This is a genomic window from Desulfovibrio sp. OH1186_COT-070 (assembly GCF_003860215.1).
Taxonomy (GTDB): Bacteria; Desulfobacterota; Desulfovibrionia; order Desulfovibrionales; family Desulfovibrionaceae; genus Desulfovibrio.
Genome location: NZ_RQYH01000004.1, coordinates 1 through 26,920 on the forward strand (window position 1 = coordinate 1; position 26,920 = coordinate 26,920).

24 protein-coding genes are annotated in these 26,920 nt (G+C 58.4%); 14 read left to right on the top strand and 10 right to left on the bottom strand.

Annotation, left to right across the window (positions count from 1 at the left end):
* The 4 genes from EII23_RS02035 to EII23_RS02050 all read right to left on the bottom strand — a co-directional run.
* A partial coding sequence (locus tag EII23_RS02035) for a flagellin (protein WP_124791620.1) occupies window positions 1-821 on the bottom strand: 821 nt, incomplete at its 3' end.
* A gap of 230 nt (window positions 822-1,051) precedes the next feature.
* On the bottom strand, window positions 1,052-2,053 hold the full coding sequence (gene gap, locus EII23_RS02040; RefSeq protein WP_124791622.1) for a type I glyceraldehyde-3-phosphate dehydrogenase: 1,002 nt from the start codon (window positions 2,051-2,053) through the stop codon (window positions 1,052-1,054).
* Between the two features lie 38 nt (window positions 2,054-2,091).
* Window positions 2,092-3,018 (bottom strand): class II fructose-1,6-bisphosphate aldolase, encoded by a 927-nt coding sequence (gene fba, locus EII23_RS02045; protein ID WP_124791624.1) that lies wholly within the window; start codon window positions 3,016-3,018, stop codon window positions 2,092-2,094.
* Window positions 3,019-3,156: 138 nt separating this feature from the next.
* Complete coding sequence (locus tag EII23_RS02050; RefSeq protein WP_124791626.1) at window positions 3,157-3,834, bottom strand: polyphosphate polymerase domain-containing protein; 678 nt, start codon at window positions 3,832-3,834, stop codon at window positions 3,157-3,159.
* Window positions 3,835-4,009: 175 nt separating this feature from the next.
* Between EII23_RS02050 and EII23_RS02055 the strand changes: the two genes are divergently transcribed.
* Together EII23_RS02055 and EII23_RS02060 are read left to right on the top strand one after the other, a co-directional pair.
* On the top strand, window positions 4,010-6,241 hold the full coding sequence (locus EII23_RS02055) for a CotH kinase family protein (protein ID WP_185702273.1): 2,232 nt from the start codon (window positions 4,010-4,012) through the stop codon (window positions 6,239-6,241).
* A gap of 33 nt (window positions 6,242-6,274) precedes the next feature.
* A complete protein-coding gene (locus tag EII23_RS02060) occupies window positions 6,275-6,934 on the top strand; it encodes a DUF4956 domain-containing protein (RefSeq protein ID WP_124791630.1) in 660 nt (219 codons plus the stop codon).
* A 4-nt stretch (window positions 6,935-6,938) separates the two neighbouring features.
* Here the strand turns inward: EII23_RS02060 and surE are convergent, their stop codons facing one another.
* Complete coding sequence (gene surE / locus EII23_RS02065; RefSeq protein WP_124791632.1) at window positions 6,939-7,697, bottom strand: 5'/3'-nucleotidase SurE; 759 nt, start codon at window positions 7,695-7,697, stop codon at window positions 6,939-6,941.
* A gap of 82 nt (window positions 7,698-7,779) precedes the next feature.
* Here surE and EII23_RS02070 point away from each other — a divergent pair, with 82 nt between their 5' ends.
* The 12 genes from EII23_RS02070 to EII23_RS02125 all read left to right on the top strand — a co-directional run bounded on the left by EII23_RS02070 (window position 7,780) and on the right by EII23_RS02125 (window position 21,026).
* Window positions 7,780-8,808 carry a 3'-5' exoribonuclease YhaM family protein gene (locus EII23_RS02070; RefSeq protein ID WP_124791634.1) on the top strand — a complete coding sequence of 343 codons (1,029 nt, stop codon included), beginning with the start codon at window positions 7,780-7,782 and terminating at the stop codon, window positions 8,806-8,808.
* Window positions 8,784-9,437, top strand: a complete 654-nt coding sequence (gene tmk / locus EII23_RS02075; RefSeq protein WP_124791636.1) for a dTMP kinase — start codon at window positions 8,784-8,786, stop codon at window positions 9,435-9,437. The genes EII23_RS02070 and tmk overlap by 25 nt, the downstream gene beginning before the upstream one ends.
* 52 nt (window positions 9,438-9,489) lie before the next feature.
* A complete protein-coding gene (locus EII23_RS02080) occupies window positions 9,490-9,825 on the top strand; it encodes a hypothetical protein (protein WP_124791638.1) in 336 nt (111 codons plus the stop codon).
* Window positions 9,812-11,188 (top strand): histone deacetylase, encoded by a 1,377-nt coding sequence (locus EII23_RS02085; protein ID WP_124791640.1) that lies wholly within the window; start codon window positions 9,812-9,814, stop codon window positions 11,186-11,188. The genes EII23_RS02080 and EII23_RS02085 overlap by 14 nt, the downstream gene beginning before the upstream one ends.
* A gap of 87 nt (window positions 11,189-11,275) precedes the next feature.
* Window positions 11,276-12,490 carry a saccharopine dehydrogenase family protein gene (locus tag EII23_RS02090; RefSeq protein ID WP_124791642.1) on the top strand — a complete coding sequence of 405 codons (1,215 nt, stop codon included), beginning with the start codon at window positions 11,276-11,278 and terminating at the stop codon, window positions 12,488-12,490.
* Window positions 12,491-12,503: 13 nt separating this feature from the next.
* Window positions 12,504-13,724 (top strand): carboxynorspermidine decarboxylase, encoded by a 1,221-nt coding sequence (gene nspC / locus EII23_RS02095; RefSeq protein ID WP_124791644.1) that lies wholly within the window; start codon window positions 12,504-12,506, stop codon window positions 13,722-13,724.
* A gap of 361 nt (window positions 13,725-14,085) precedes the next feature.
* Window positions 14,086-15,912, top strand: a complete 1,827-nt coding sequence (locus tag EII23_RS02100; RefSeq protein WP_124791646.1) for an ABC transporter ATP-binding protein — start codon at window positions 14,086-14,088, stop codon at window positions 15,910-15,912.
* Entirely contained in the window at window positions 15,909-17,120 is a 1,212-nt protein-coding gene (locus EII23_RS02105) for a glycosyltransferase family 4 protein (RefSeq protein WP_185702274.1), read from the top strand. The genes EII23_RS02100 and EII23_RS02105 overlap by 4 nt, the downstream gene beginning before the upstream one ends.
* A gap of 11 nt (window positions 17,121-17,131) precedes the next feature.
* On the top strand, window positions 17,132-18,058 hold the full coding sequence (locus EII23_RS02110) for a glycosyltransferase (protein WP_124791650.1): 927 nt from the start codon (window positions 17,132-17,134) through the stop codon (window positions 18,056-18,058).
* A 32-nt stretch (window positions 18,059-18,090) separates the two neighbouring features.
* A complete protein-coding gene (locus tag EII23_RS02115; RefSeq protein WP_185702275.1) occupies window positions 18,091-18,834 on the top strand; it encodes a trans-aconitate 2-methyltransferase in 744 nt (247 codons plus the stop codon).
* Complete coding sequence (locus EII23_RS02120; protein ID WP_124791654.1) at window positions 18,834-19,922, top strand: DegT/DnrJ/EryC1/StrS family aminotransferase; 1,089 nt, start codon at window positions 18,834-18,836, stop codon at window positions 19,920-19,922. Before EII23_RS02115 ends, EII23_RS02120 begins: the two co-directional genes overlap by 1 nt.
* A gap of 9 nt (window positions 19,923-19,931) precedes the next feature.
* On the top strand, window positions 19,932-21,026 hold the full coding sequence (locus tag EII23_RS02125; RefSeq protein ID WP_124791656.1) for a GNAT family N-acetyltransferase: 1,095 nt from the start codon (window positions 19,932-19,934) through the stop codon (window positions 21,024-21,026).
* A gap of 3 nt (window positions 21,027-21,029) precedes the next feature.
* On the opposite strand, the gene EII23_RS02130 is transcribed toward EII23_RS02125, so the two are convergent.
* From EII23_RS02130 to EII23_RS02150, 5 genes are all read right to left on the bottom strand, one after another.
* Window positions 21,030-21,983 (bottom strand): glycosyltransferase family 2 protein, encoded by a 954-nt coding sequence (locus tag EII23_RS02130; RefSeq protein WP_124791658.1) that lies wholly within the window; start codon window positions 21,981-21,983, stop codon window positions 21,030-21,032.
* A 2-nt stretch (window positions 21,984-21,985) separates the two neighbouring features.
* The gene (locus tag EII23_RS02135) at window positions 21,986-23,020 is read right to left on the bottom strand and encodes a polysaccharide deacetylase family protein (RefSeq protein WP_185702276.1); all 1,035 of its coding nucleotides are present in this window, start codon (window positions 23,018-23,020) and stop codon (window positions 21,986-21,988) included.
* 103 nt (window positions 23,021-23,123) lie between these two features.
* Window positions 23,124-24,326 carry a hypothetical protein gene (locus tag EII23_RS02140; RefSeq protein WP_124791662.1) on the bottom strand — a complete coding sequence of 401 codons (1,203 nt, stop codon included), beginning with the start codon at window positions 24,324-24,326 and terminating at the stop codon, window positions 23,124-23,126.
* Between the two features lie 70 nt (window positions 24,327-24,396).
* Window positions 24,397-25,494 carry a glycosyltransferase gene (locus tag EII23_RS02145; protein WP_124791664.1) on the bottom strand — a complete coding sequence of 366 codons (1,098 nt, stop codon included), beginning with the start codon at window positions 25,492-25,494 and terminating at the stop codon, window positions 24,397-24,399.
* A gap of 174 nt (window positions 25,495-25,668) precedes the next feature.
* Window positions 25,669-26,823 carry a hypothetical protein gene (locus tag EII23_RS02150; RefSeq protein WP_124791666.1) on the bottom strand — a complete coding sequence of 385 codons (1,155 nt, stop codon included), beginning with the start codon at window positions 26,821-26,823 and terminating at the stop codon, window positions 25,669-25,671.
* Between the last annotated feature and the right edge of the window lie 97 nt (window positions 26,824-26,920).

Consider the following 26,920-nt stretch of genomic DNA (forward strand, 5'->3'; position numbering starts at 1 on the left):
GACTGGGTGAGGATCTGGTTGCGCACGAAGCGCGTCATTTCCGTGGCCACGTCCACGTCGGAAATGCGGGATTCGGCGGCTTGCAGGTTTTCCGCCTGAGTGGTCAGGTTGGAGATGGTGTTTTCCAGCCTGTTTTGCAGCGCGCCGAGGTGGGCGCGGATCTTGTCCTTGGAGATCACGGCTTCGTTCAGGCCTACCAGCGCGCTCTGCGCGGCCTGCTGGGTGGAAACCGTATAGGCCATGGCACCGGCAGCGGCTTCGTTGCCCACGCCCAGGGCCGAGGCCGTGCTCGTGCCGATCTGGATGTAGTAATAGTCTTCTGCCGAGTCGTTCATGGAGCCGAAGTGCACCTTGAGCTTGCCGGTGGAGGACAGGCCCGAGCCGTCGTGCGAGTCGCCGGACAGGTTGCCGTTGAGCAGGTAGATGCCGTTGAAGTCCGTGGCATTGGCGATACGGGTGATTTCCGACGCCATGGCCTGATATTCAGATTCGATCATCAGGCGCTGGGTGGAGTCGTAGGTACCGGTGGCTGCCTGTTCGGCCAGTTCCTTCATGCGCGTGAGCTTTTCGTCGATAACGGCCAGCGCGCCGTCAGCGGTCTGGATGAGGGAAATGGCGTCGTTGGCGTTGCGCACGCCCTGCTGCAGGGCCGCAATGTCTGTGCGCATCAGTTCGCGGATGGCGAGGCCGGCGGCGTCGTCAGCCGCGGAGTTGACGCGCAGGCCCGTGGAAAGACGCTGGGTCGACGTCCTGAGGTTGTTGTAGTGGCTGGTCAGGGTGTTGCCGACATTGGTCGCCATCTGGTTGTTATTGATATACATGGCATTCCTCCATGAATGCTGTATGTCACAGGCGGCGCGAAATGCCGACGCGTCCTTGCGTGCTACCGCCTTTGCTCACCTTATCGGGGGCAGAGAAAAAAAATTTAGAGCTTGAGGGAAATTTTTTCAGCATTGGGCCAGCGCCCGGAATGCAAGGGGGAAATTTTTGCCGCTGCGTCAGAACCCGCCTGGCGGCGGGTTCTGGCGCATGGTATATATAAGGAGGGGAATCAGCAGTCGCGGGCGGTCAGGCGTATCAGGCGGCAGAGCTGATGGGTGAAGCCGGATTCGTTGTCGTACCAGATGAGCAGCTTGACCATGGTTTTGTCCATGACCTGCGTGGACAGGGCATCCACCACACCGCCGTGGGTGCTGCCACGGTAGTCGATGGAAACCAGAGGCTCTTCGGAAAAACCCATGTTTTCGCGCAAGGCCCCCTGGCTGGCGGCTTTGAGCGCGGCATTGACGGCATCGGCGTCACAGGATTTTTCCACTTCACAGGTCAGATCCACCAGGGAGCAACTGGCGGTGGGTATGCGCACAGACATGCCGTTGAGCTTGCCTTCCAGAGCGGGGATGACCTGCCCCACAGCCTTGGCGGCTCCTGTGCTGGAGGGCACCATGGACACGGCCGCGGCCCGACCGCGTCGCCAGTCTTTGTGCGAGCCGTCCAGAATGCGCTGGCTCATGGTATAGGAATGGATGGTGGTCATGAGCCCGTGGCGGAGGCCGAAGTTTTTGTGCAGCACCATGGCCGCCGGCGCAAGGCAGTTGGTGGTACAGGAGGCTGCGGAAAGGATGTTGTGCCGGGCGCCGTCATAGACGTCATGGTTCACGCCCATGACGATCATGGCGTCCACACCCTTGGCTGGCGCGGAAATGATGACCTTTTTTGCCCCGCAGTCCAGATGCCCGGCAAGTCCTTCCCGGTCCTTGATGGTGCCTGTCGATTCCACAACCAGTTGCACGCCCAGGCGCTTCCACTCCCACTCTCCGGGTTTGCAGCGGGTAACGGCGATATGGCGGCCGTTGACAATGATGCCGTTTTCGTCATGGTCCACCGTGCCTGCGAACGGGCCGTAGACAGAATCGTATTTGAAGAGATAGGCCAGAGCGGCATTGTCCGCGCGGGCATTGATGGCGGCGAGGCGTACGTCCTGATCGTCGGCCATGATCCGCAGAAGATAGCGTCCGATACGGCCGAAACCGTTCATCCCCAGTGTGACGGGCATAAAGATCTCCTCTGGTCTTGTAAAGTTGCTTGCCGCGCTCAGGCCTTGCCTGCGGAACCCATGACATGACGGATCTTGTGGGCGACCATCTTCTTGACAGCCTCGCGGGCGGGAGACAGATAGGATCGGGGGTCAAACTGTTCGGGGTGTTCGGCAAAGCACTGCCGGACAGTGGCCGTGAGCGCCAGGCGTATGTCGGTATCCACATTGATTTTGCACACGCCCATGCCTGCGGATTTGCGCAACATTTCTTCGGGCACTCCTCTGGCGCCGCCCACCTGGCCGCCGTACTCGTTGCAGAGCTGCACAAATTCCTGCGGCACCGAGGACGCGCCGTGGAGCACAAGGGGATAGCCCGGAAGTTTGGCATTGATGGCCTGCAGGCGCTCAAAATCCAGCTTGGCCTCGCCCTTGAATTTGTATGCGCCGTGGCTGGTGCCGATGGCCACAGCCAGAGAGTCGCAGCCCGTCCGGGCAACAAAATCCACAGCCTGATCAGGGTCGGTGTACACATGCTCGGCGGAGCTCACATGTTCTTCCACTCCGGCCAGCTTGCCCAGTTCGGCCTCCACCCAGACGTTGCGCTGGTGGGCATAGTCCACCACCTGTTTGGTGAGGGCAATGTTTTCCTCGTAGGGCAGGTGGGAACCGTCGATCATGACCGAGGTGAAGCCTCCGTCAATACAGTCCCGACACATTTCAAAGCTGGGGCCGTGGTCAAGGTGCACCACCACGGGGACGGACGGATCCAGCGCCAGAGCGGCCTCCACCAGCTTCATGATGTACACCTGCCCGGCATATTTGCGTGCTCCCGCGGAAACTTGCAGGATGACAGGAGATTTTTCTTTCGAAGCCGCGCCCATGATGCCCTGGATGATTTCCATGTTGTTGACGTTGAAGGCGCCGATGGCGTACCCACCGGCGTACGCGGCGGCGAACATTTCTTTGGGACTGGTGAGAGGCATGTTTTCCCCCTGGGGTCAGACGTGAAGAAGCGCGCGGCCGCAAGCCGCGGGCATGAAGAGATTGTAGCGCAAATCCGGGCAAAGGGGAATGGCTGTAACGCGGATCCGGAGAAACGGGCGGCAGCAGTCTGCGGCAGCCTATGCAAAACCGCAATCCATCAGGGCGTGCCGGGCCATAACGTACTTGGAGAGCGCCAACTGGGTAAACTGCAAACCCGAAAGCAGACTCCCCACTACCGAGGGCAGGAAACTGTCATACTTCAGTTCCAGAATGGTCAGGCCATCGCAGACAGGCAGAGATACGGCGGAGCCGGGTACGGCCGCCCGCAGTCCAGAATCAAAAGTGACACGCACATTTCCGGGGGCATAGCTGAAAGCTTCACGCTCGTAGATCACGGTAACAACCGGGCGCAGACGGCGCAGGCAGTGCAGTTGGTAAAAAGCCTCCCACACCGCGCCGGCCTGCCCGGCGGCCACGCTCATATCGCCTGCGCATAGCCTGTGATACTGCTCCTGTGAAACGCGGTCATGCTGCTTGTGTCCCAGTTCTCCCTCTTTGTGTTTGCGCTCCAGGTGTACGGGGTCAAGGCTGTCATTGTACCAGCGCATACGCCATTTATCGCGTACAAAGACGCCGCTCTGCTTTTCGTGCAGGCAGGTGTCGTACATGTCGTCAAAATACAGGCTGCTGATGCGGTATGCCCCGTTTGAATGTCTGTCGCGGCACAGCAGGCTGTGGACGCGGCGGCGCAGGATGTCTGCATTTCCCGGTGTCAGATAGTATTTGTGCTCATGCCTGAATTGTTTCCGGCGCATGGTTCCGATCCTGGAATGTCGCCCGCGAAGCCTTGTTCTTCTGCTGCAAGGTGTGGGTACGGTTGACGGAGGCTATGGGAGGCTATACAAATACGAAGCCATGGGCGATCCTGTCCCGGATTTGCTGCCGTTCCCGAAGCCCTCCCATATGCGAACATTTACCATATGTTTATTTTTGGCCGGAGCACTGGTCTGCGCTGCGGCTTCTCTGCTCCTCCCCCCCGACTTTTCCGGCGGAGCGAGCGCTGAAGACGCGCGCTCGCGCGAAATTCTTGGCTATACCATCCGGCAGGAAAAGAAAAGCATGGAAAGGCCTCACTTCAGGCCGTCCGCGCATTTTCTGGTTGAATCCGTGCCGGTGGAAATTATCTGTGCCGTGCCCGGCGCACAAATCCACTACACTCTGGACGGCTCGCGCCCCACCAGAAACAGCATGGCCTATACAGGCCCCTTTTCTCTGTCGCCCGGCAAGGGCCGAACCTGTATCGTTGTCAAGGCTGTTGCCGTCATTGACGGCCGGGAAAGCGCGGTGTCCACGCACAGCTATTTTTTCGGCTTCGGCAGCCGGTTGCCCCACGGGCCCTATGTGTTTTCCCTGTCTGCAGAAAAGGAAGATCTCTACGGGCATGACGCGGGCATTCTTGTGCCCGGAAAATTACGGGAGGAGTCCGTACGGCGTTTCCCCGAAAAGGAAGAGCATGCCCACAACGCCAACTACAAGGGCCGTGGCCGGGACTGGGAACGGGCTGTGGACGTGGAGATTTTTCATCCTGATGGCAGCCGCCTGCTCGCGCAAAAAGCCGGAATGCGTGTTATAGGTGCAGTGTCGCGGCATTTTGCGCAGAAATCCCTGCGGTTCATTGCCCGCAAGGCGTATGAGCCGGGTGCGGGCAAGTTCAAGTATCCTTTTTTTCCTGAACTGGCCCGCGAAGATGCCAGATTTCCTGTACTGGCTTATGACAACCTGGTGTTGAGCAGCGGCGGGCAGGATCTTGAAGATGCACAGATCCGTACGCCGCTGCTGACGCACATCGCGGCCCAGGCTGGCTACGCCTGGACAACTCCGATGCATTCGGCCGCCGTGTATCTCAACGGCACGTATTATGGTCACGCCTGGCTGAGCACCCGGCTGGACGATGGTCTGCTGGAAAGTTTTTTTGCCAGACCGAGGAAGGACTTTGTCGTGCTGAACGGCGGGGTCAGGATGTTGCGCTCCTCACCCAAGTATCCGGAATTGCTGCACTGGCGCAGCATACGTAAATTTGCCGATCTAGTTAGCCGCTGCGGGCAGGAGCGCATGAACGAGGATCTGTACCGCGCCATACAGGAGCAGGTTGATGTGGACAATCTGCTTTTGTACTACGCCATCCAGTGCTATATCGAAAACCGGGACTGGCCCGGGGACAATCTGAACGTCAGGGTGTGGCGCTACACGGGGCAGGAGGGCGGTAAGACGCCCGAACTGGACGGGCGCTGGCGCTATGTGCTGTACGACCTTGATGTCACGGCTCTGAGCTCTTGGAGCGGGTCCAGGTCCCCGGCCCTTCCTACTTTGGGCTGGGCGCGGGGAGAAAGTCCCCTGTTTTCCTCTCTGTTGGAGCGCCCCGAACTGGCGGCGCAGTTTGCCAACAACATGTGCGACATGGCTTTTGTCCACTATACGGAAGAGAATGTGCGGCGGGTCATGGGAGATCTGGATGCCGTGAGCCTTGACGAAATTCGCTACGCGGCGCAGCACGGGCAGTACAGCCCGCCCGGCCTGCAGCAGACCATCGACAGGGGCCGCGAAACCATCCTCGCCTTTTTCAGGCAGCGTCCGGAACATGCCCTGAACGAACTGCGTCACCTTTTCGGTTATACGGATTTGTATTGTGTAACAGTGGAAGGCCCGGCCCGGCTGAACACCATTGATCGCCCCAACCCCGAAGGCTGGTACTTTGTGGAAAATTCCGTTACGGTGACCCCCGCTCTGCCGCCGCACAAGGCCGTGCGCCACTGGGAGGTGAACGGGCAGATCAGGACAGGAGACCGCATCACAATTTCCTCCGGCGATGCGCTCGCGGGGCATGTGCGGGTGCGGCTGGTGACAGAAGACCGCCCGCCGCCGCTGGTGCTTGAAAATGCCTACGACCATGGGCATGTCTGCGGATTTTCCCTGCGCAACACCACAAATGCATCCCTTGAAGTCAAGGACGTATATGTGAGCGACAGGCTTGCCAAGCCGCGCAAATACGATCTGTCGGGCATTGTTTTCGGGCCGGGTGAGACGATTCTCTTTGTGGGCAAGGGCGTGCGCCATGTTTCTGCCCTGAAAAAAATGCAGGTGAATTTCAGGCCTTCGCAGGGCGAAACCCTTTATCTGCGGGACGGGACAGGACGGATACTGTCCTCCGTTGTCGTCCCGTAACCTCAAGGACAGGCGGTATGCCGTCGGTGATGTATGACTGAAGAACTTCGCAAGATCCTCCTTCTTTTTTCACAGCAGGAAGCACTGACCTTTTTTTCTCTGGCCGTGACCATGGCCGTTGCTCTCGGGTGCGGGCTTGCCATCTATCTGCTGTACCGCTTTTTTTACCGCGGCGTTGTGTACAACGAGAATTTCGGCGTACTCATCCTGCTTGTCAGCGGCATCACCGCCTTTATCATCATCACCATCGGCACAAACTTCGTGTTGTCATTGGGTATGGTCGGTGCGCTGTCCATTGTGCGTTTTCGCGCTCCTGTCAAGGATCCTCTGGACGTGGGCTTTTTGTACTGGAGCATCGCGGCAGGGCTTACCGCCGGGGCACGGCTTTACATGGTGGCGATTTTTGGCACGGCGGTCATCGGTCTTGTCTATCTTGCCATGAGATCAGTGCGCAGGGACGCGCGGACATTTTTGCTGATTCTGCGCTATGCTTCCCCGTGCGAAGAGCGTGTCGAGGCGCTGCTGCAAAACCTGAAATACACGCTGAAAAACAGAAGCGTCACGCGCGAGGTCACGGAACTGACCCTTGAGGTCAGGGTCAAAAAAGGAAACACTGCCTTCATGAAGCCCTTTGCTTCCGCGGATTTTCTTGAGAGTGCCGCGCTGGTGGAATACAACGGGACGTACTCATAACCCCTCATGCCAGGGGCATGCTTCCCAGAACGTCCATACCCTCCCTGTCGGTAAACTCGAAGCGCAGGGGGGTGACGGTGATGTGCCCCCTGTTGAGCAGATCCTTGTCCGAACCGTGTTCGATGGTGTGCGGGGGGATTTCGCCTTCCAGCCACCAGTAGGGAGCCCCACGGGGATCCTCGCGCCGGGTGTAGGAATTGACCCATACGGCGCTGGTCTGCGGGCAGACGCGCAGCCCCTTGGCTTCTTCCAGGGGGCAGGCGGGATAATTGACATTGATGATCCTGCGTTTTTGCAGTTGCGACCAGTCCAGGCGCTCGGCCAGACGTATCAGGTGGCGCGCCTGCGGCAGAAGATCGTCGGGCGGAACAGGGCTTGCGTGGGAAACGGCAATGCCGGGCAGGTCTTCATGGGCCGCTTCGGTGGCTGCGGCCACCGTGCCGGAGTAGAGAATGTCCGGCCCCACATTGGCTCCGGCGTTGATGCCGGAGATTACCATGTCCGGCTTGCAGGGCAACAGACTCCCCAGAGCCAGCTTCACGCAGTCGGTGGGTGTGCCGTAGACGCCCGTACCGCAAAAATCCGGTTCTTCAAGCTCCACGGTGCGCACAGGCTCAAAGACCGTCAGGGAATGCCCCACGCCGGACTGCTGGCGCATGGGGGCCACCACGTGTACATGATGTCCGGCCTCCCGCAGGGCCGCGTACAGGGCGCGCAGGCCGCGCGCCCTGATGCCGTCGTCATTGGTCAGAAGAATGTTCATTTGACAATACCCCTGAAAGAAGGGAAATGTAGGGGAAAAGGGGAAGCTTGGGCAGCGTCAGCCTGCCGTACGGAAACACTATATGGAAAAAGGCTGTTACGTCAAAGATATTGCTCCCGCATCCGATGTGGGGGGGGTGTTTGCGGTCAGTCAGGCCGCGCAGGGCAAGGCGCGCAACGGCCCGTACTGGCGTTTGACCCTGACGGACGCCAGCGGCGGTGTGGAGGCCAAGATATGGCATCCGCTCAGCGCGGACTTCGCCGACATCGCTCCCGGCTCCCTGGTTTGGGCGGAGGGGCGCGCGGAGCTCTTTCGCGAGCAGGTGCAGCTTGTAGTGGAGCGTATGCGCTTTCTCTCCCCTGCGGAGCAGGCAGCACTGGACGAAGCGGCCTTTCTGCCGTCCAGCCCCTACCCGCTGGACGGCATGCTGGACGAACTGCTGGCCCTGTGCAGGGAGGAATTTCATCACGGACCGTGGCGCAAGCTGGTGCTGGATTTTTTTGCCGATGAAGGGCTGCGCGCGGATTTTCGCATCTGCCCCGCAGCCAAGGGCATCCACCACGCCTATGCGGGCGGCCTGCTGGAACATACCCTGAGCGTGTTCAAGCTGTGCCGCAGTCTGGCCGACCTGTATGAAGAACTGGACCGGCAGGCCCTGCTGGCCGGGGCGCTGTTTCACGATATGGGGAAAATCCGCGAATTTTCGGGTGGTCTGGCCAATGATTATACTGACGAAGGCCGCCTGTTGGGGCACATCATGCTGGGCGTTGCCATGCTGGAGCCGTTTCTGGCGCGCAGCGGGCTGTCCGAAGCCCTGCAGATGCATCTGAAGCATCTGATCCTGAGCCATCATGGGGAACTGGAATACGGCGCCGTCCGTCTGCCGCAGACAGCGGAAGCCCTGACCCTGCATTATGCCGACAATCTGGATGCCAAGCTGGCGCAGTGCCGGGGGCTTTTTGCGCAGCAGGGCGGCGGACCGGGCTGGACCCCGTGGCAGTCAAGCCTGGGGCGAACCTTGTGCCGGATTGAGCGCACGCCGGAAAAAAAATCGCCGGAACCCCGCAAAAAAGCGATGAAAAGAGAATGTTTGTCACTTTTGAAGGTATAGAGGGCGCGGGCAAGTCCACGGCCATCAGCCATCTGGCCGAATTTTTGCGGGAGCAGGGGCATGACCCTGTCTGCACGCGTGAGCCCGGCGGCAGTGTACTGGGGCGCAGCCTGCGTTCGCTTTTGCTTGATGCGCGCACGGGAGTCTTGTCCAGCCGCGCCGAGCTCTTTCTTTTTCTGGCGGACAGGGCGCAGCATCTGGCCGAGGTTGTCAGACCCGCGCTGGAGGCCGGTCAGGTGGTGCTGTGTGACCGGTATACGGACTCCACTCTGGCCTATCAGGGCTACGGGCGGGGGCTGGACATCGAGCAACTGCGCAGCCTTGACCAGATGGCCACCGGCGGGCTGAAGCCGGATCTGACCCTGTTGCTGGACGTGCCCGTGCGCTGTGGCTTGGAACGGGCGGGGGAACGCAACAAGGCCCTGGGCACAGTGGTTGCGGAAGGGCGTTTTGACGCCGAAAGTCTGGATTTTCATGAGCGGGTGCGCGCGGGCTATCTGGCCCTGGCTGCGGAAGAACCGGACCGCTTTGCCATTGTACAGGCTGCGGAGTCGCCGGAAGACATTGTGCTGCAATGCCGGTCTGCTCTGGAGACGTGCCTGCACCTGCGGGGCAGGGGGCTGGACTGAATCTTCCCGGCGCGGCGTCTGTGCGGGCGTCAGCCCGCATGGGGAGGTGAGCATGGGCGAGTGGTATGCCATTGAAGCGGAGGGCGCGTCCCTGCGTTTTGTCGCCGGAGAGGGCGCGCTCTGCGCCGGAACAGGGGGCTGCCCGCCGGAAGGGCATGAAGTGGCCGGGCGCATGGGAGATCCCGCTCTTTTGCACTGCGTGGTCTGGCGTTGCCGCACGGGACCCGGAGGTCTGTTTGTGGTGTACGACCGTGAGGGCGAGCTGTTTGCCGCCGTGGCCAGAAGCAATCTGGCCTATGCCGCGGGTTTGGCGCACTTTGGCGCGCTGACCTCCCATGCGCGTTACGGAGCGGATGTTTTTGAAGAGTTTGCCGATGCGGACGACTGATTCCGGCCTGCCCGAAGAAGCGTCCGGACGCCTGGGGGTGGTTTTTTTTCCTGCTTTTGACTGGGCCATTTCCGCCACCCATCCGGAGCGGGAGGAAAGGCTGCTCTATACGCGGGACCAACTCCTTGAGGAAGGCTTGTTCGACCTTCCGGGCATCACCGAATACCGCCCTTTTTTTGCCTGCGACGCCCATTTGGAGCGGGTGCATTTCTGCCTGCCGTCGGTGGAGGCGGTGTGCACCGATTCGCACCGGGCATCTGCGGGCGGGGCCATACGCGCCGCGCGTCTGGTGCTGGAAGGGCGCGAGCGCCGCGCCTTTGCCCTTGTCCGCCCGCCAGGGCACCATGCCATGCGCGTGGTGCACGGCAACAGGGGCTTTTGCAACATCAACAACGAAGCCGTCATGGTAGAATACATCCGTGACCGTTATCCGCACCCTGACGGCCGCCCCCTGCGCATCGCCATTGTGGATACGGACGTGCACCATGGCGACGGAACCCAGGATATTTTCTGGAATGACCCCCACACCCTGTTTGTCTCCCTGCATCAGGACGGCCGCACGCTGTATCCCGGCACAGGCTTTCCGGAGGAATGCGGCGGTCCGGGGGCGCTGGGGCGCACCGTCAATATTCCCCTGCCGCCGGGCACATCGGACGAGGGCTATCTGTACGCCGTGGAGCATGCGGTTTTGCCGCTGCTGGAAGACTTCAGGCCGGACATTGTCATCAATTCCGCAGGGCAGGACAATCATTTCACCGACCCTCTGGCCAGCATGAAGCTTTCGGCGCAGGGCTATGCCGCGCTCACCCGCGCTCTGAACCCCCATGTGGCAGTGCTGGAGGGGGGATATTCCGTGAGAGGGGCGCTTCCCTACGTCAATCTGGCTATCTGTCTTGCGCTGGCGGGCATGCCGACCGACGAGATCCGGGAGCCGGACTGGAGCCCGGACGCCGCGCGGCAAAGCGGCGCCACGGGAGAACACATCGCCCGCTTGTGCGAGCAGGTTCGTAGGCAGTATTTTCATCCGCCTTCCCGGCCTGCGGAAGGCGGGGAGCAGGACGGCTGGTGGGTGCGCCGCAAGCGTATCTTTTATGATACGGACATGCTGCGCGAAAACCAGATCGAGGCATGGCGGCTGTGCCCGGACTGCTCCGGTCTGGGGCGCACGGAAACCGTGTCGGAACGGACGGCGCGCTCCCTCTGTGTGCTTGTGCCGCGCCACGCCTGCCCGCGCTGCCGGAAAACAGGGCTTGATCTGGCGCGCAGGGCGCGCGGGGACGGAGGCTACGCCCATGTTCTTCTGCTGGACGGGGATGCGGCCTGTTGCCTTGGGGACGGGGAAGAAACAGACTTTTTGGCGTGAGAGGCTGGCCGGGCACGGGGTTGCCCCGGCGGCGGGCGCGCACTGTGCCCGGATATGTGTGCAATGATGTCTGGAAAGAGGGATGCTATGGCGGATATTCTGATTATCGGCGCGGGCGGCGTGGGGAGCGTGGTGGTTCACAAATGTGTTCAGGCGGCCGCCAGAGAAGGGGCTTTTGGCCGCATTACCCTGGCCAGCCGCACCCTTGCCCGTTGTGAGGATGTGGCCCGCAGTGTCAGGAACCGCCTGGGGGCGGAGGTTGCCGTGGCGCAGGTGGACGCGGACAATGTGCCCGAACTCTGCGCCCTGATCCGGCAGGTGCGTCCGGATGTGGTCTGCAATGTGGCTTTGCCCTATCAGGATCTGCACATCATGGACGCCTGCCTGGAATGCGGCGTCCACTATGTGGACACGGCCAATTATGAACCGCCGGACACCGCCCGCTTCGAGTACAAATGGCAGTGGGCCTATGCAGACCGTTTTCGCGAGGCGGGCCTGACCGCCTTGCTGGGATCGGGCTTTGATCCCGGCGTCACCAATGTGTTTGCGGCCTGGGTTCTCAAGCACCAACTGGACGAAGTGCACGTGCTGGACATTATCGACTGCAATGCGGGCGACCACGGCCAGCCTTTTGCCACCAATTTCAATCCTGAAATCAATATCCGCGAGGTGACGGCGCGCGGGCGCTATTGGGAACACGGCGAATGGGTGGAAACCGATCCCCTGTCCTGGTCCATGGACTTTGCGTTTCCGGACGGTATCGGCTCCCGGAAGTGCTTTCTCATGTACCATGAAGAACTGGAATCTCTGGTGCGCAACCTCAAGGGGCTCCGCCGTGCGCGCTTCTGGATGACGTTTTCGGAAAATTATCTGAACCATCTGAAGGTGCTGGGCAATGTGGGCATGACCCGCATTGATCCGGTAAAATTCCAGGGGCAGGACATTGTGCCCATCCAGTTCCTGGCCCGCCTTTTGCCCGATCCTGCATCCCTCGGCCCCCTGACCAGGGGCAGAACCTGCATCGGCAACGTGATGCGCGGCCTGCGCAACGGCGAGGAAAAAACAGTCTACATCTACAATATCTGCGACCATGAGGCCTGCTACGCCGAGGTGGGCTCCCAGGCCATCTCCTACACCACAGGCGTGCCTGCCATGGTCGGCACAAAAATGGTGGCCGGAGGCCTGTGGCGCAAGCCCGGCGTCTGGAACATGGAGCAGATGGACCCCGATCCCTTCCTGGCGGACCTTGCCGCCTACGGCCTGCCGTGGCAGTGCGAAGACGTGCCCCACAGCAGGATCTAGCGCGAGGTTGCGTATGGATTGTCCGGCTTTCCTGTTTGATCCCCTGCCTGTGCCTTCCCCCTGCTTTGTGCTGGATGCGGGCCGCCTGCGGGCCAATGCGGCGGTGCTCGGCGCGGTGCAGGAGAGTACCGGAGCCAGGATATTGCTGGCGCTCAAGGGATACGCGGCCTGGGCCACTTTTCCCCTGCTGTCCAGAGACAGGGGAGAGGGGCCCCTGTGGGGAGCCTGCGCCAGTTCGGTGGACGAAGCGCGCCTGGCCCGCGAGGAGTTCGGTGGCGAGGTGCACGCCTTTGCCGCGGCCTGGAACGAGCGCGAAATGGCGGAGCTTCTGACACTGGCAGACCATCTGGTTTTCAATTCCGTGGCCCAGTGGCAGAGGTTCCGGCCAGCCGTCGAGGCCCAAAACAGGAGCCGCTGTCCTGACCGGAAAATACAGTGCGGGCTGCGCATCAATCCGGAACACTCCGAAGGCGCAACGGCCATCTACAACCCGTGCGCGCCGGGGTCGCGCCTGGGCATACGCTGCGGCGATCTGGACGAGGCCGCTCTGGAAGGCATATCCGGCCTGCATTTCCATACCCTGTGCGAGCAGAATGCTGATGCCCTGGAGCGCACGCTTGCTGCGGTGGAAAAAAAGTTCGGGCGCTGGCTGCCGAACTGCCGGTGGATCAATATGGGAGGCGGCCACCACATCACCCGGCCCGACTATGATCTGGATCTGCTCTGCCGCTGCCTCACCACCTGGCGCGACAGGTACGATGCCCAGATTTATCTGGAGCCGGGGGAGGCCGTGGCCCTCCACGCGGGCTGGCTGACCTGCACCGTGCTGGACGTGGTGCAGGCAGATATGCCTGTGGCCATTCTGGACATCGGCGTGCCCTGCCATATGCCTGATGTGCTGGAAATGCCCTACCGCCCCGGCGTTCTGTACGGGGAAGAAGGGCGCGTGGCTGCAGCGGGGCTGCCCGGCGAAGGGGAATGGAGTTGCCGTCTGGCGGGCAAGTCCTGTCTGGCGGGCGATGTGGCGGGAGAGTATTCCTTTGCGCAGCCGTTGCGCGTGGGCCAGCGGCTGGTCTTTACGGACATGGCCATCTACAGCATGGTCAAGACGACCACGTTCAACGGTCTGCGGCTGCCGTCCATCGGCATCTGCGAAGAAGATGCCTCACGCGGGCCGCAGTTCCGGCTGCTGCGCGAGTTCGGCTACAGGGACTTCAAAGAGCGTTTATCCTGAGAGAGCCAAATTTTCTTCACCTTTTTAAATCACACAAAGCGACAGCCGATATCCAATGACTCCCTGTCAAGAAGGCGATCTTGAAATGAATACTCCATCGGCTAAAGCTGGTAGAGCATTCATTGATCGCGGATCCTTACATAATGGGTTTGTTTTCAGCCCTTAGCCGGACAGCAATGTCCATAGAGGCATTGCCCCAATGCAAAGCAAAAAATCCAATGTCTCACGGGAGTACCCTACATGACTCCCCTTCGCGGGCATGGACAAATCAATTTTGAAAAAGTATTCCTTGACGCGCTGCAACAGATGGAGATAGGAAAATTGCGGCGTACCGCCATCCCATAAACTATATGTGACACTCATGCCACAACTGATCAGGCTTTTTTGGGGCCAGCTTACCCCTGTCAGCCGCCGACAGGGTACCATTTTAGTATTCCTCATGGTGCTGGTGGGCTTGAGCGAACTGCTTCTGGCTGCCACCATTTCCCTGTTGGGCGTGGCGCTTGCCTCGCCGTCCAGTCTGGAGCGGTTTGCGGTATTGCGCCGGGGAGCCGCTTTGGCGCAACAGGTGTGTGGCGTGGATTCGCCCGCGCTCGCCATGCTGCTTTTTGCTTTTTTGGGGGCATTTGCGGCAACTCTTGGCAAGAATCTCGCCACAAGCCTGCAAACATTTTTCCTCAACCGTTACGCGCACGGCCTGTCCTGGGAACTGACCAGCAGGCTTTTTCGTACCTATCTTTTTTTACCTTGGCTGTGGCATGCGCGTCACAACAGTTCCGATCTGCGCACAACAATCGAATGGCGCAGCTATCTGGGCTTTTTTGTTGTCGGTTGCATGAACATGGCCAGCCAGGCCTGCATCATTTGCGTGCTTGTGGCGGCAACGCTTTTTGTTTCCCCGCTGGAGGCCGCTCTGCTCTACGGCACAATCGGACTCTCCGCCTTTCTTGTCTACAGGATTGTGCAGTCGAGGGCAAAGAAGAACGGTGACGACCTGACGTCGTTGCACATGGCAAGCAGCAAAATGCTTGTTTCCGGGCTTAACGGCATTGCGGAGGTGCAGATATACCGTCAGCAGGACGCGCTGTGGCGCCGGTTTGACGGATTTTACCCCCAGTACACAAAAATCATGGCTTGGCGGGCCGTTTTTCCTTCCATCCCCCAGTGGTGCCTTGAAAGCATCGGGCTCTTTGTGCTTCTGGGCCTGGTGCTGCTCATGGCGCTCAGGGGCGAAAGCATTGCCGCTACAACAGGGACATTAACCCTTCTGGCGGGAGCCTGCTGGCGTCTTTTGCCCGCGTGCAACAAGTTTCTGGCATCCAGCCTGGAGTACAAAACCCACCACGCGGCGGCCGGAAATCTGCTTGAAGCCATAAGCCTCCGCGTTGCGGAAGAATCTGCCCAACCCCGCCCGTTCCGGCACAGCCTCGCGGTGGAAGGTCTCTCTTTTACATATCCCGAAAGCGCTATGCCCGTACTCCGCAATATAGATCTGACCATCAGGCGGGGGCGGCTGACAGGCTTTGTGGGGCTTTCCGGCATGGGCAAAAGCACTCTGATCAACATTCTGACCGGTCTTGTTGCGCCCTCACAGGGTATTGTGCGCGTGGACGGCATTGCGGTGGAACCTTCTCCCGGCTACCTGCGCATCGGTTATGTGCCGCAGCAGCCCTATATGCTGGACGCCAGTCTGGCGCAGAATATCGCCTTCAGTGAAGCGGGCGGAGCGCCCGACATGGACAGGGTGCGGGAATGCTGTCGCATGGCGGCGCTGGATTTTGTGGATGAATTGCCGCAGGGGCTGGATACCATTCTGGGAGAGCGCGGAGTGCGTCTTTCGGGCGGTCAGTTGCAGCGTGTGGCTATTGCCAGGGCACTCTACGCGCAGCCCGAAATTCTGTTTTTCGACGAGGCCACCAGCGCCCTTGATGGCGCTGCGGAAAGCGCCATTCAACAGACCATCCTGTCCCTGAAGAAAAATCTCACCGTAATTCTGGTCGCCCACCGGCTCAGCACCGTGCGGGACTGCGATAATATTTTCTGGATACACGATGGCCGGGTCAGATCCGCCGGTGCGCCTGACAAAATTTTGCCCGTCTATCAAGCGTATCTTGACGCATGCGGCACAGCGGAAAGGACTCCCGCCCGTCCTGGGCAGGCGAACATGTGTACGGATGTGGAAGCGTGAAAATTTTTCTGGTTACCGAAAATTTCTTCAAGGGCGGTATGGATACCGTTCTTGTGGAATTGTGCAACCACTGGCCGCGTTCTGATGACGATCTGACGATCGTCTGCAACGCCTCCCACCCCGGCATTGCCACCTATCGGGAAAAGATCAAGCGGCCTGTGACCATCCTGGCGCACTCCTGGCCTGTGTTCGCCAGCGTTCAGGCCCGCATCCCGCGCACCTGGTGGCGGAAACTTTTCATCCCCTTCCTCAAGTATGGCTTGTTGGCATACCATGTCCTGCATTTTTTCCGCGTTTTCAAAAAAGAGCACTGCGAGGCCGTGCTGGTGGTCAACGGCGGATATCCCGGCGGGGATTCCTGCCGCGCCGCCACCATCGCAGGCATGCTGCACACAGGGGGGGGGAGCGTTGTCTGCAATCTGCACGGCCTCGCCGCGCCGTTGCCGCGTCTGCTGGTCTGGCCGGAATATGTGGTGGATCGTCTTGTGGCGGCTTCGTGCAAGACCATGCTTGTGGTCTCCTGTGCGGTGCGGCAGAGTCTCTCCGGCAGGCCGGGCCTTGAAGGGCACTGCCCTGTTGAGGTCGTCCATAACGGGCTTTCCCCTCTTGCAAGGCGCGGTCCTGTTGCGGAAGAGCTTTTCCCCTTGCGCCCGCAGGAACGTTATCTGCTCATGCTGTGTACATACGAAGAAGGGAAGGGGCATGCTTTTGTGCTCCGTGCCTTCCTGGAGGCGCGCGTGGCGCACAGGGATCTGCATCTTGTTTTCTGCGGCTATGGCTGCCCGGCGGAAATGCTGCGTGTGACTTCCCTCATCCCGGCGGACGCCAGAGATCATGTGCATGTCTTGCCTTTTCTGCCGGAACCGGGCAATCTTCTTGCAGGGGCGTATCTCCTGTTGTCCGGCTCGCAGGAATTTGAATCGTTCGGTCTTACCATCATTGAGGCAGGATGCCACGGCGTTCCCGCTGTCGTCACTGATGTGGGAGGCATGCCGGAGGTCGTACAGGACGGCATGACAGGATATGTGGTTGCACATCAAGACCCTGCCATGTTTGCTCAGCGCATTTGTGAACTTGTTGAAAATCCCGTCCTGCGGCGGCAGATGGGTTCCGCGGCACAGATCCGCGCGCGGGAGTTCACGCCGGAGCGGATGGCCGCGCGTTATGCCGTGGCAGTCCATGCCCCTGCTCGCAGTCTTGTCCCATAAGGAAATGTTTCATGTCTGCGGATTCGTGCATACCGCCTTCCCCCTTTTTTTCTGTCATCATCCCGGCCTACAACTGTGCCGGGTTTTTGCGCGAGGCCTTGCAAAGCCTGCGGCAGCAGACCTGCAAAGATTTTGAAGTTCTCATTGCCGACAGCCACTCCACGGACGGCACGGCTTCCGTAGCCAAGGAATTTCCCGATCTTGCCTGTACGGTTTTCAGCATTGACATCATCGGCAATATTGCGGCATCCCGCAACCTTGCGGCTGCGCACGCAAAAGCTCCGTGGCTGGCCTTTCTGGATGCAGACGATTTCTGGCTGCCGGAAAAGCTCGCGATGGTGAAAGAAGCCATTGCGGCCCGCCCTGAGGCGGTGCTGTTTTGTCATGCGGAGCACATTTTTCAGGATGGTCAGGTTTTCGCCACGCAACACTACGGGCCGCGCGGGCCGGAGTTGCTTTCCGGGTTGCTGTTTGGGGGCAATGCGTTCAGTACGGCGGCGACCGTGCTGCGCCGGGATATTTTTGTGCGTGTGGGCGGTTTTGATGAAAATCCGTCCATGGTTACAGCTGAAGATTATGATCTCTGGATACGCGCATGCCCCTTGGGTGAAAGCGTCTTCCTGCAGGATGTGCTGGGCTGCTACCGTCTGCACGGCGGCAATTCCAGCGCACGACTCAAGCGTCACTTTGACGCTACGGAAGCCGTGTTGCGCAAGCATCTGCTCCCGTACAGGCCCAGGCACCCTTGGGCCGTGTACAGAAGGATGTTTCGCTTTACCGGGCGTTGTGCTCTGGATATGGCCCGGAACAGGCACTGGTTCCAGGCGTTTCAGTATGCCGTGCGCGCCTTGGGGTATGCTGCGGCCATGACACTTTCATGGCGGCCGGAAGGCCGGATCTATCCGCATTCGCCGGAGGAATGCGAAAGACTCCCGTAACCATGCCGCCGGGCATCTGCAAAGGAATTTTCATGCAAAAAAATGCTCACTGGGCTTCACCGGAGGGGATTCGCTCCAGAAGCAGGCAGGGGGTTGGTGTTTTTGCCGCTTATGACGGCCTGCTGAAAAATGAGGACGCCGCCTTTGTCAGCGACCACAACGTCATGGGAGAACATGCTTCTTTTTGTGCGGAAGCTTTCGCCTTTCTGGCCCGATCCTGCGGAATCCCCTCGCCCGCGCGCATCGTCGACGTGGGATGTGGGGCCGGGTTCGTGAGCAGCTGCCTCAAGGCCCGTTTTCCCCAAGCCGAAGTTGACGCTTTCGACGCGTCGGAAAGCGCCATTCTTTTTGCCAAAAGACATTTTTCTTCCGTCAATTTTTCTGTTCATGTGGTAGACGCATATGCAAAATTGCCCGCAGCGGAACCATATGACATGATCGTCTGCAATGAATTTTATCCGTTCAGCCGTATTGATGACGCGAAAATGCATGCGGGTCTTGTTGCCACGTTGCTGGCAAGCCTGCCGCCCGGCGGCGTTATGTTTATCAACCAGGCCATTACCCTGCCATGCATTGACGTGACATTGCGGGATGTTTGTGCGGAGCTGGCGGGCAAAGCCGTTTTTCATGTCTTTCAGTTCCCCATGAAAAAAATGACGGATATCATGGGGATGAACAGGGTTTCCCTGTTCGCATCCCGTATCGCAGCACCGCTGTTGCACAGGCTGCGAAAACGCTCCCCCATTCTTTGCGTGGAAGTCAGGCATAAAAAATAATGCCGCACATCAGACGCCTTGCCCGCAAACCGTCCACAGCCTTTGCCGCCCTGCTGCTCCACGGGCGCGATGCCACTGCCTTCACGCATGCCCTGCCGCTGGCAACGGGGCGTGCGGCGTTTGAAATCGGCCTTCGTGCCTTGGGCGTCAGACCGGGTGCGCGCGTTCTGCTGCCGGAGTATATCTGTGATGTCATGCTGGTACCTTTCCAGCGTCTGAATCTTCGCCCGCTCTATTATGAATTGGACGACCATCTCTCTCCCGATTGGGAGAGTCTTGAAAAAATGCTGCCGTCCGCAGAGGCGGCTGTACTGCTCCATCCCTTCGGGCAGCCGCAGGACAGTGTCCGCTTCGGAACATGTTGTGGACAGCAGGGAGTCCTCTTTGTAGAGGACAACGCACACGGCTGGGGCGCCGAACGTGACGGACAGCCTTTGGGGACATTTGGCGACATGGGCTTTGCCTCCCCTTGGAAGCAATATGCCATTCCGCATGGCGCTTTTCTGTATCTGCGTCCGGATGCCGCGTTTGATGAGGCCCTGCGGCTCTGCACGGCGCTGAGTGCCCGGCGGGTGCGGTATGTTGCGCCTTTTTTCAAGTCTCGACTGCGCGCTTTGCTGACCCTCACTCCGCAACTGCGTTTGCGCTATATGCGTCCGGCGTACCTGCCGGAAGTAGCCGCCGCAAGTGTTCCCGAGCAGCCACAGAAAATGTCGCCCTCTGTTGCCGGCTGGCTGGCGCAACAGCGCCCCGCCGCGGATGCCGCCCGCCGGAGGGCCGTATACCGCATCTGGGAAACTTGGACGAGCGCCGCAGGACTGCGCCCTGTCTTCCCCGCGCTTCACGCCGGGGCCGCGCCTCTGTGCTTTCCGGCATATGCTCCGGACCGCGGCAGCCGGGACGACTGGCTGCGCTGGGGTTGGCTGCACGACATGGCTGTGCATACCTGGCCGACCCTGCCCGAAAATTTGCGCGTCCTGTCCCGCATCATGGATCGCTGGAACCGCCTGGTCTGCTTTCCCATACACCAAGAAGTGGATTCGCATGAATTGTCCCACCTGTTGCACAGCCTGACGCCTCCATGTTAGAAGCCCCGCATGCGCATCACCATTGAAAAATCCATTGCCCCTCTGGAAATTCTATGGCGGCATTGGGAAGAGCAGGGCAGCCTGCACGTCTTCCAGACACGGGCCTTTGTGCAAACATGGCTTGAAACTGCGGCTGCAGCGCAGCGCCGTGAACCCTGCCTTGCGCTGGTGGAGATGGACAACACCCCGGCAATGATTTTTCCTCTGGCTCTCCGCCAGCGATTTGGTATGACCATACTGGAATTTTGCGGTGGTCTGCTCTGCGACTATGAAGCTCCGGTGCTGGCTCCCCGCTGCCCCCAGCCGGATCAGGCAGCCATGCGCGATATCTGGCATGCACTGGTGTGCCAGAGCGGTGCCCAGGCGGCTCATCTGCGGCAGGTTTGCACAGATATCCCCAATGTCAACGGCACATCTCGCACCAATCCCCTGACCCTGCTGCCTCTCTGGAACAACGGAACCGCCTGCGCCGCGCGCAGCAACGGCGAAGCCGGAGCAGCCTTTCTGCAACGCATCCGGAAAAAACGTCTGACCCAAGACTCACGGCGTCAGTTGAAGAGACTGGGCGCTCTGGGGAACCTGCGTTTTGTCACCGCGTCCACCCCCGAAGAGAGGCTTTTGTTCACCCAAACCATGATCGCGCAAAAACAGCGCCGCTACAAGGAAACTGGCGTTTTTGACGTTTTTTCCCTGCCGGGGCATAAGGCGTTTTACCTCTCGCTGGCGCGGGACGACGGCTGTGCTTCACAAAATCTCCCTCATGTACACATTTCCGCCCTGTTGCTGGACAACAAAATCCTTGCTGTCCATTGGGGTTTTGTGTGGCGGCATACGTTCAGCTATCTTATGCCATCCTATGAGGGGGGGGAATGGCAGCGATATTCTTGCGGGCGTCTGCTGCTGGAGTGGCTTATGGAACAAATTTTTGACGAGCATTGCGTCTGCTTTGACTTTACCGTTGGCGGCGAAGCCTATAAATCCGACTGGTGCAATGAGGAACAACCGATATATGCACACTGCCACCCTGCGGGAGTGCGCGGCCTAGCCTATGCCGCGGTGCTCGGCGCAAAACGCGGAGCATTGCGGCTGTTCCGGAAGGGATAAGAATTATCCTTCATCTCCACGGGACAGAAAGCTGCAAAGCCAGGGCAGTTTTTGGGGAGGGGAGAGGCTCAGCATGAGCTTGCGTAGCGGCAGCAGATAGAGATTCATGTTCGCAGGACAAAGGACAACGGCTTTGGCATACCAACGCAGGGCTGCCTTCAGATCATGGTGTGCACAGGCCGCGATCACGGCCATCTTGAAAGCCAGGAAAGAATAGCCGCGCCGCCTGACAGTTGGAGGCACAGAGGGGTGTTCCAGATGCTCGCTCATGAGCGTCCATTCCGTTTCCAGAGGTTGTGTGGTGGTGCGCACAGCGCTTTCCCGCCGCTGTCGGTAAAAAAGAAGCTCTTCCGGAATACAAATCATGCTTCCATCTCCTCCGGCAGCGCAGTAAGCCAACAGGCGCAGCAGAAAGTCCCGATCCTCGGCACAGGCAAGGGAGGGAGCAAACGCGCCGACCATGCGTGTGTCTGCCGTTCTTGCGACCCAGGCCCCCATGCAGAAAACGGAATCCAGAAGCATATCCCACCAGATGTTCCCCGTGGCATGAATATTGATCCAGGCTTGTGGCTTGCGCAGGCAGGTCTTGTCATGAAACAGGGCATAGCGGCAACAGGCCAGCCGTACCCCGGGTTTGGCCAACGCATGCACCATGCGGCGAAGAAAGGAGCAATGCCAGATATCATCACTGTCCAGCATGGCGACAAGGGGAGTTTGCACCAATTCCATGCCCGCATTGCGGGCCGCGCACACCCCGGCGTGTGCCTGCCGCACCAGAAGAAAACGCGAATCATGGGCTACGCCGCGCGCAAAAATCTCCGCTGTGGCATCTGTTGAACCGTCATCCACAACAATACAGGAAAAATTCGTGAAGTCCTGTTCCTGTACCGACCGCAAGGTATCCGCCAGCCAAGGGGCGGCATTGTAGGCGGGAATAATGACGGTGACTTCAGGCATGCTTATTGCCCCGCCAACTTTCGGCGCGCGGCGCGCAGAACTGTGTCCCAGCCGGAATTAAGCGCTTCCAGTACGGTTGTGTTGTGTTCTTGCAAAATGATGGAACGATGAAGGGCCTGAAGAGGCGTGTCTGGGGAGTTGGTCCCGCGTTCCGTAGTCACAGCCGTACGAAAGCCCGACTGGGCGGCCAGGACATACTCGCGTTGCGCAGCGGCATCGTGACCGCCGAAAGGGTACGCCAGATGGTGTACGGGCATGTCAAGATGTTTTTCAATATGCAGACGGGACTGCTCCATCTGGCGACGACTTTCTTCCGGAGAAAGGGAACACAGCGCTCCGTGGCTCAAGGTATGAGCGCCTATGGTGATGCAGGGGTGGCGGGCCAGTTTCTCCACCAGTTCCCAGGTAGGGAGGATTCCCGGTTGTCGGCAGTGGGCTGTTGTGCCCAAGCAGTCCAGAAAGGCCCGCTGCCGTGGCGCATCGAGCCGGGAGCAGCAGGCGCTCAGGCGGCGAAACATGTTCTGCCGTTGCCAAGCATATTTCAGTGAACCGAAAAAATGCCACTCTTCAAAGCGGACGTCCAGTGACGCCTTGCCGCTGTTGACTGCGGCATCCACACCGTACCACCACAAAAAAGGGTCACCTTCCACAAAATCGGTACAAAGATACAATATGGCGGGAATATTATATTTTTCCAGCACAGGCAGGGCATGGCAGGCTACGTCGCTATAGAAGTCATCAAACCCCACGGCAACAGCACGGTTGGGCAGAGTACCGGCCGCAACGGCATCCATGCTGACGCAGCTGGCGGCGCGTGCCCAATAGGCCATGTGCTCCCTGAAGCGTTCCGGAGTGACAGCCAGATCGGCATGAAGACACGGGTAGCGCAGCCAGGCTTCTCTGGGCAGAATGCGGTGATACCCCACAATAACAGGATTTCCGCGCCACGGAGCGCTCACAAGCCTCATACCTGGCAAGCGCCCCAAGGCCCGGGCACCTTGCGCAAAGCCTTGCTTGAACGGCAGGGGCAAGTGCATGAGGTTTTCTCCTGTCAGTGTCAGACGCATGCGTCACAGTTGGTTGCCATCGCCTCGCCCATATGCCTTCTGTGCCGCAGATGGGCAGACACTCTGCTGGCCGTCAATGGGAAGCGGATCTCCGTCTGCCCTTGGCGCACTGCAGTTCCAGAAAATCCACTTCCGGATCAAGAGTTACCCTCTTGTCCGGGATCATCGCATTGCCGGAAAACTCTTCCGTGACTTCGCGCAAATATGGTTCGTTGATAACGCCCTTCACCTGTGGGCTGGCCGCAGCCAGATGCAGCAGGATGCGTGCATAAGACACATCTCCGCCATGAAAACCGTCGACCATTTCACAGTCGTTCGATCCAAAGGACGACAACGAAGAATAATCGTGAACAACTATCCCCCTTTCTTCAAGAATCTGTTTAAGCGAAAAAACATGCTGGTATTCCGCCTCGCGCGATCGCAGCTCCGTATATACGGGATTTGCCAATGGCGGGAAAAAAAAGATAATATTCTTATGCAGGCTTCGTAGCTTCTTCACATTCTCCATAAACTTGTCCACATAGGCCAAATTTATCTTTTTAACTCGTGAAAAATGGAAATGCCCCTCCCATATGGCTTGGAGGGTTTCTCCAAACCGGATATCCGATTTTCTTTTTCCCACAACAATGTCTGTGTAGTATCCGGAACCATCCGGACCTATTCCTGCTATATTGAGAGGATAGCTACCGTCCTGTACCATAAATACATCCTGAAAATAAGGGATAACCAAACTTTTGAGATAACCTGGCTTGAGCCAGATTTTTTTATAGGGGAGGAGGCATTCTCGGATAGTGGAAAAAACTGGCAAATATTTGAGTGGAGTGTACCAGCGTGGCGGATCTCCCAAAATCGCATCATCATATCCGTTGGAAAACCACCAGAAATCAATGCCAAAAAGGATGATATCAAGTTCTTCTTTTCCTTCTTTTTTTCTTTCCTTCAGAATTTGGTATGTTTTTTCCATATCACTAATGCTGCCTATGCCATACCCGAGATTTGCAAAAGATTTGGTAAAAAAAGATTCCCGAAATGGAAGAACTCTGGATGAACCAATGGCAATGACGCTAGGATTACGGGCAGCATGGACGGCATCCTTGATACGCGCATAATCAAAAAAAGGGTTATCTTGTATAATATAGAATGCATTACCATGCAGAAGTTTATCCGGAATGGCTGTATCAGACAAAATATTTGTGAGAAAATATCCATAAGACAAAAGAATTGCTGTGAGAAAAATCCCTGCTGTAAAAAATGCCTTTATGATTTTTTTATACATGAATTTCCCTTGAGTTTCATATAGTTCAACGTAGTGCACGCAGCCTGATTCCTATTCAGAATGTGTTCCGTCAAGCATGAAGAATGTTTTTATACAATTGCGCTGTTTCTCGAGCCATGCACTCCACACTGAAGTGTTTTTTTGTTCTCCGGTAGGCGGCGGTACGCATCCTTTGCCACAAATCCCGGTTTTCTATCAGAGTGCGGATGCATTCCACAGCTCTGGGCACATCGTTCAGGGGGTATGTAAATCCGGTAATGCCATCTTCTACAGCATCCGTATTTCCCACCACCCGGCTCACCACGGCGGGGATTCCTTCTGCCTGAGCTTCCAGCACCGCCAAGGGCAAGCCCTCCCGGCGGGAGGTGGAAATATAGCAGCCGGCTTCACGCAGAAAAGGGCGCGATGAGGGCTGGCTGCCCAGAATCTGAAAATATTTTTCCATAGCGTGCTGCTGAATTTTTTGACGCACTGTGGGCAGTTCTTCCCCGTCTCCCACAAGCAGGAAGCGGCATTGATCCAGCAATCCGACCTGACGCAGTCCCTGCGCCAAGTCCAGCAACCACAGGCTGTTTTTTACCGGATCGAAACGGCTCACATGCACCAGCGAAAAGGGGCTGGGCTGCGTACCTTGCGGCAAATCCGCACCAACTTCAACCCCATTGGCAATGACGACAAGCTTGTTGGAACAAAGGCCAAGTGCTTCTGCGGAAGACGCCTCACCAGGAGAAACCACAATGCAGGCCTTGCTGATAGAACAAAGGGCGCGCTCCAGCGATAAATAGGCCCTGCGCTTGACTTGGTTGGCGGGCAGATGCACACCGTGGAACGTATGTACATTGGGGATGCCAGTGACAAGTGCCGCGATCCTGCCGTAGACTCCCGCCCCCTTGCCGTGAGAATGAACAATATCAATTTTGTTCCGCTTCAGAAAATATATCAACCTCCAGAGGGAGGGAAGGGAAAACTTTCGTTGCGGCATGACACAAAAGCGTTCCCGGCCTGCGGCCTGCAAAAAACGCGAGCCATAGGGGCGGGTATCAGGAGCGGCGACAAAAGACGTGATGTGATCCGGCAGATGGCGTACCAATTGCCAGACATGCTCCGGACCGCCGCCGATCATGGACGAGAGCGTAATATGCAGGACGCCGAAGGACTTGGTGCACATTTCCAAAAGGGATTTTTATGGCATCATGCCATTGCGTCTGTCCGGCTCATTTTGGATATCGTTGGCCGACCAAGAAGAACAAAAAGATACAAACTTCAGCAAGAAACAGAAAAATCCCGCCCGTAGCACAGGGGGTAAGTCCTCTCCCTGCTCAGTTCCGGCATGGCTGCTGCATCAGGATTCACAGGATATGGCACGCCGCAATTGCCTTATATCCATCTGTTGCAATGTTTCAAGGAAAACTTTTTCAGATCTGATATGTTCCATGCCCGGATGGGTCAGCCACTTGAAGCACTCCCGCTGATAAACGGTCTTGTCCACCTGCGGCAAACGCAGGGGAGCTGGGCCGCACCTGTCAATGTTCAGCAGGGGCATGTCCAACGATTGCGCGCGCAGAGACAAAATTTGTGAATACGCACCATAGGCAGGGTTAAGTCCGCCCACAGCGTGGCTCCAGCGCAGCAGGCAATCGTTCAAAATAAAGATGATAGGCTTGTGCAGGGCCACAGCATACAGCGTGGATGTGCTTCCGTCACTCAGGACCAGTTGCGCGCCGCGCACCAGAGCGCAGGTCTGTTGCCGGAAGATGGGCCTGCCCGCAAACTCATCTCCTTGATATTGGGCCTTCGGGTGCGCGGCAATAACAACTTTCAGCCCCAGATCGCGTTCCAGTTTGTCAAAAAACCGGAGGAGCGACGCCCTGTATTCCGCGCCGGGAATTTGGTCGACATTAAACTGCAGGACATCCGGGTGCGCGCCCATGGCCGTGTCCAAGTAGACCGCATACGACCCGCCATGAAAGGGGGACGGTACGGGAGCAAACAGGGCTTCTTCATACAACACGGAATTGACCGGCACAGCCAAGCAACAGCCCTGTGGTTTACGGATAGCAGCATCGTAAAAAACAACATCATACCCTGCAGTATCGTTCGCAAGCCTGCAGCGCAGCAGCTTTTCGCGCAGAAAAGGCAAAAATGTCTTGGGGGAATGTGCACGTAGCCACAAACGCCGCCAGCGGGGAATATCCTCATAAAAATACCAAGTCATGTTGTCGAGGTAGCCCGTGACAGCACGTTTGTCACGCAAATGGCAAAATAAGTCTTTACTGGCGATTTCATGTCCAACAAAAGCCAAAAAGAGCGTCTGGTCAAGATCCTCATCCGCCACAGCGGCTTCAAGCTCCAGCAAAGACATGATATTTTTTTCGCGCTCCGGACAGGCGCTTGCCCCTTGCGGAATAAACCTCCCGTAGAGAGCACCGCAGACGTTCCAAGCGGCAACGTCAATCCCCGCCTGCAACAAGCTCTGAAGGCGCACGACATGCGACATGTTTTCCTTGAGAGGGCATGTTGCAAGAGTGATAACTTTTCGCACGGTCATCCTCTCGTGTTCGGAACAGGACGGGCACCGGCAGAAACCTGGTGCG

What these genes read in the sequence shown, in the direction of transcription:
- gap (WP_124791622.1), bottom strand. Translation starts at nt 2,053, where the DNA reads ATGCCCGTCACACTGGGGATGAACGGTTTCGGCCGTATCGGACGCTAT.
- fba (WP_124791624.1), bottom strand. Translation starts at nt 3,018, where the DNA reads ATGCCTCTCACCAGTCCCAAAGAAATGTTCGCCGCCGCGTACGCCGGT.
- EII23_RS02050 (WP_124791626.1), bottom strand. Translation starts at nt 3,834, where the DNA reads ATGCGCCGGAAACAATTCAGGCATGAGCACAAATACTATCTGACACCG.
- EII23_RS02060 (WP_124791630.1), top strand. Translation starts at nt 6,275, where the DNA reads ATGACTGAAGAACTTCGCAAGATCCTCCTTCTTTTTTCACAGCAGGAA.
- surE (WP_124791632.1), bottom strand. Translation starts at nt 7,697, where the DNA reads ATGAACATTCTTCTGACCAATGACGACGGCATCAGGGCGCGCGGCCTG.
- EII23_RS02070 (WP_124791634.1), top strand. Translation starts at nt 7,780, where the DNA reads ATGGAAAAAGGCTGTTACGTCAAAGATATTGCTCCCGCATCCGATGTG.
- tmk (WP_124791636.1), top strand. Translation starts at nt 8,784, where the DNA reads ATGTTTGTCACTTTTGAAGGTATAGAGGGCGCGGGCAAGTCCACGGCC.
- EII23_RS02080 (WP_124791638.1), top strand. Translation starts at nt 9,490, where the DNA reads ATGGGCGAGTGGTATGCCATTGAAGCGGAGGGCGCGTCCCTGCGTTTT.
- EII23_RS02085 (WP_124791640.1), top strand. Translation starts at nt 9,812, where the DNA reads ATGCGGACGACTGATTCCGGCCTGCCCGAAGAAGCGTCCGGACGCCTG.
- EII23_RS02090 (WP_124791642.1), top strand. Translation starts at nt 11,276, where the DNA reads ATGGCGGATATTCTGATTATCGGCGCGGGCGGCGTGGGGAGCGTGGTG.
- nspC (WP_124791644.1), top strand. Translation starts at nt 12,504, where the DNA reads ATGGATTGTCCGGCTTTCCTGTTTGATCCCCTGCCTGTGCCTTCCCCC.
- EII23_RS02100 (WP_124791646.1), top strand. Translation starts at nt 14,086, where the DNA reads ATGCCACAACTGATCAGGCTTTTTTGGGGCCAGCTTACCCCTGTCAGC.
- EII23_RS02110 (WP_124791650.1), top strand. Translation starts at nt 17,132, where the DNA reads ATGTCTGCGGATTCGTGCATACCGCCTTCCCCCTTTTTTTCTGTCATC.
- EII23_RS02115 (WP_185702275.1), top strand. Translation starts at nt 18,091, where the DNA reads ATGCAAAAAAATGCTCACTGGGCTTCACCGGAGGGGATTCGCTCCAGA.
- EII23_RS02120 (WP_124791654.1), top strand. Translation starts at nt 18,834, where the DNA reads ATGCCGCACATCAGACGCCTTGCCCGCAAACCGTCCACAGCCTTTGCC.
- EII23_RS02125 (WP_124791656.1), top strand. Translation starts at nt 19,932, where the DNA reads ATGCGCATCACCATTGAAAAATCCATTGCCCCTCTGGAAATTCTATGG.
- EII23_RS02130 (WP_124791658.1), bottom strand. Translation starts at nt 21,983, where the DNA reads ATGCCTGAAGTCACCGTCATTATTCCCGCCTACAATGCCGCCCCTTGG.
- EII23_RS02135 (WP_185702276.1), bottom strand. Translation starts at nt 23,020, where the DNA reads ATGCACTTGCCCCTGCCGTTCAAGCAAGGCTTTGCGCAAGGTGCCCGG.
- EII23_RS02140 (WP_124791662.1), bottom strand. Translation starts at nt 24,326, where the DNA reads ATGTATAAAAAAATCATAAAGGCATTTTTTACAGCAGGGATTTTTCTC.
- EII23_RS02145 (WP_124791664.1), bottom strand. Translation starts at nt 25,494, where the DNA reads ATGTGCACCAAGTCCTTCGGCGTCCTGCATATTACGCTCTCGTCCATG.
- EII23_RS02150 (WP_124791666.1), bottom strand. Translation starts at nt 26,823, where the DNA reads ATGTCGCATGTCGTGCGCCTTCAGAGCTTGTTGCAGGCGGGGATTGAC.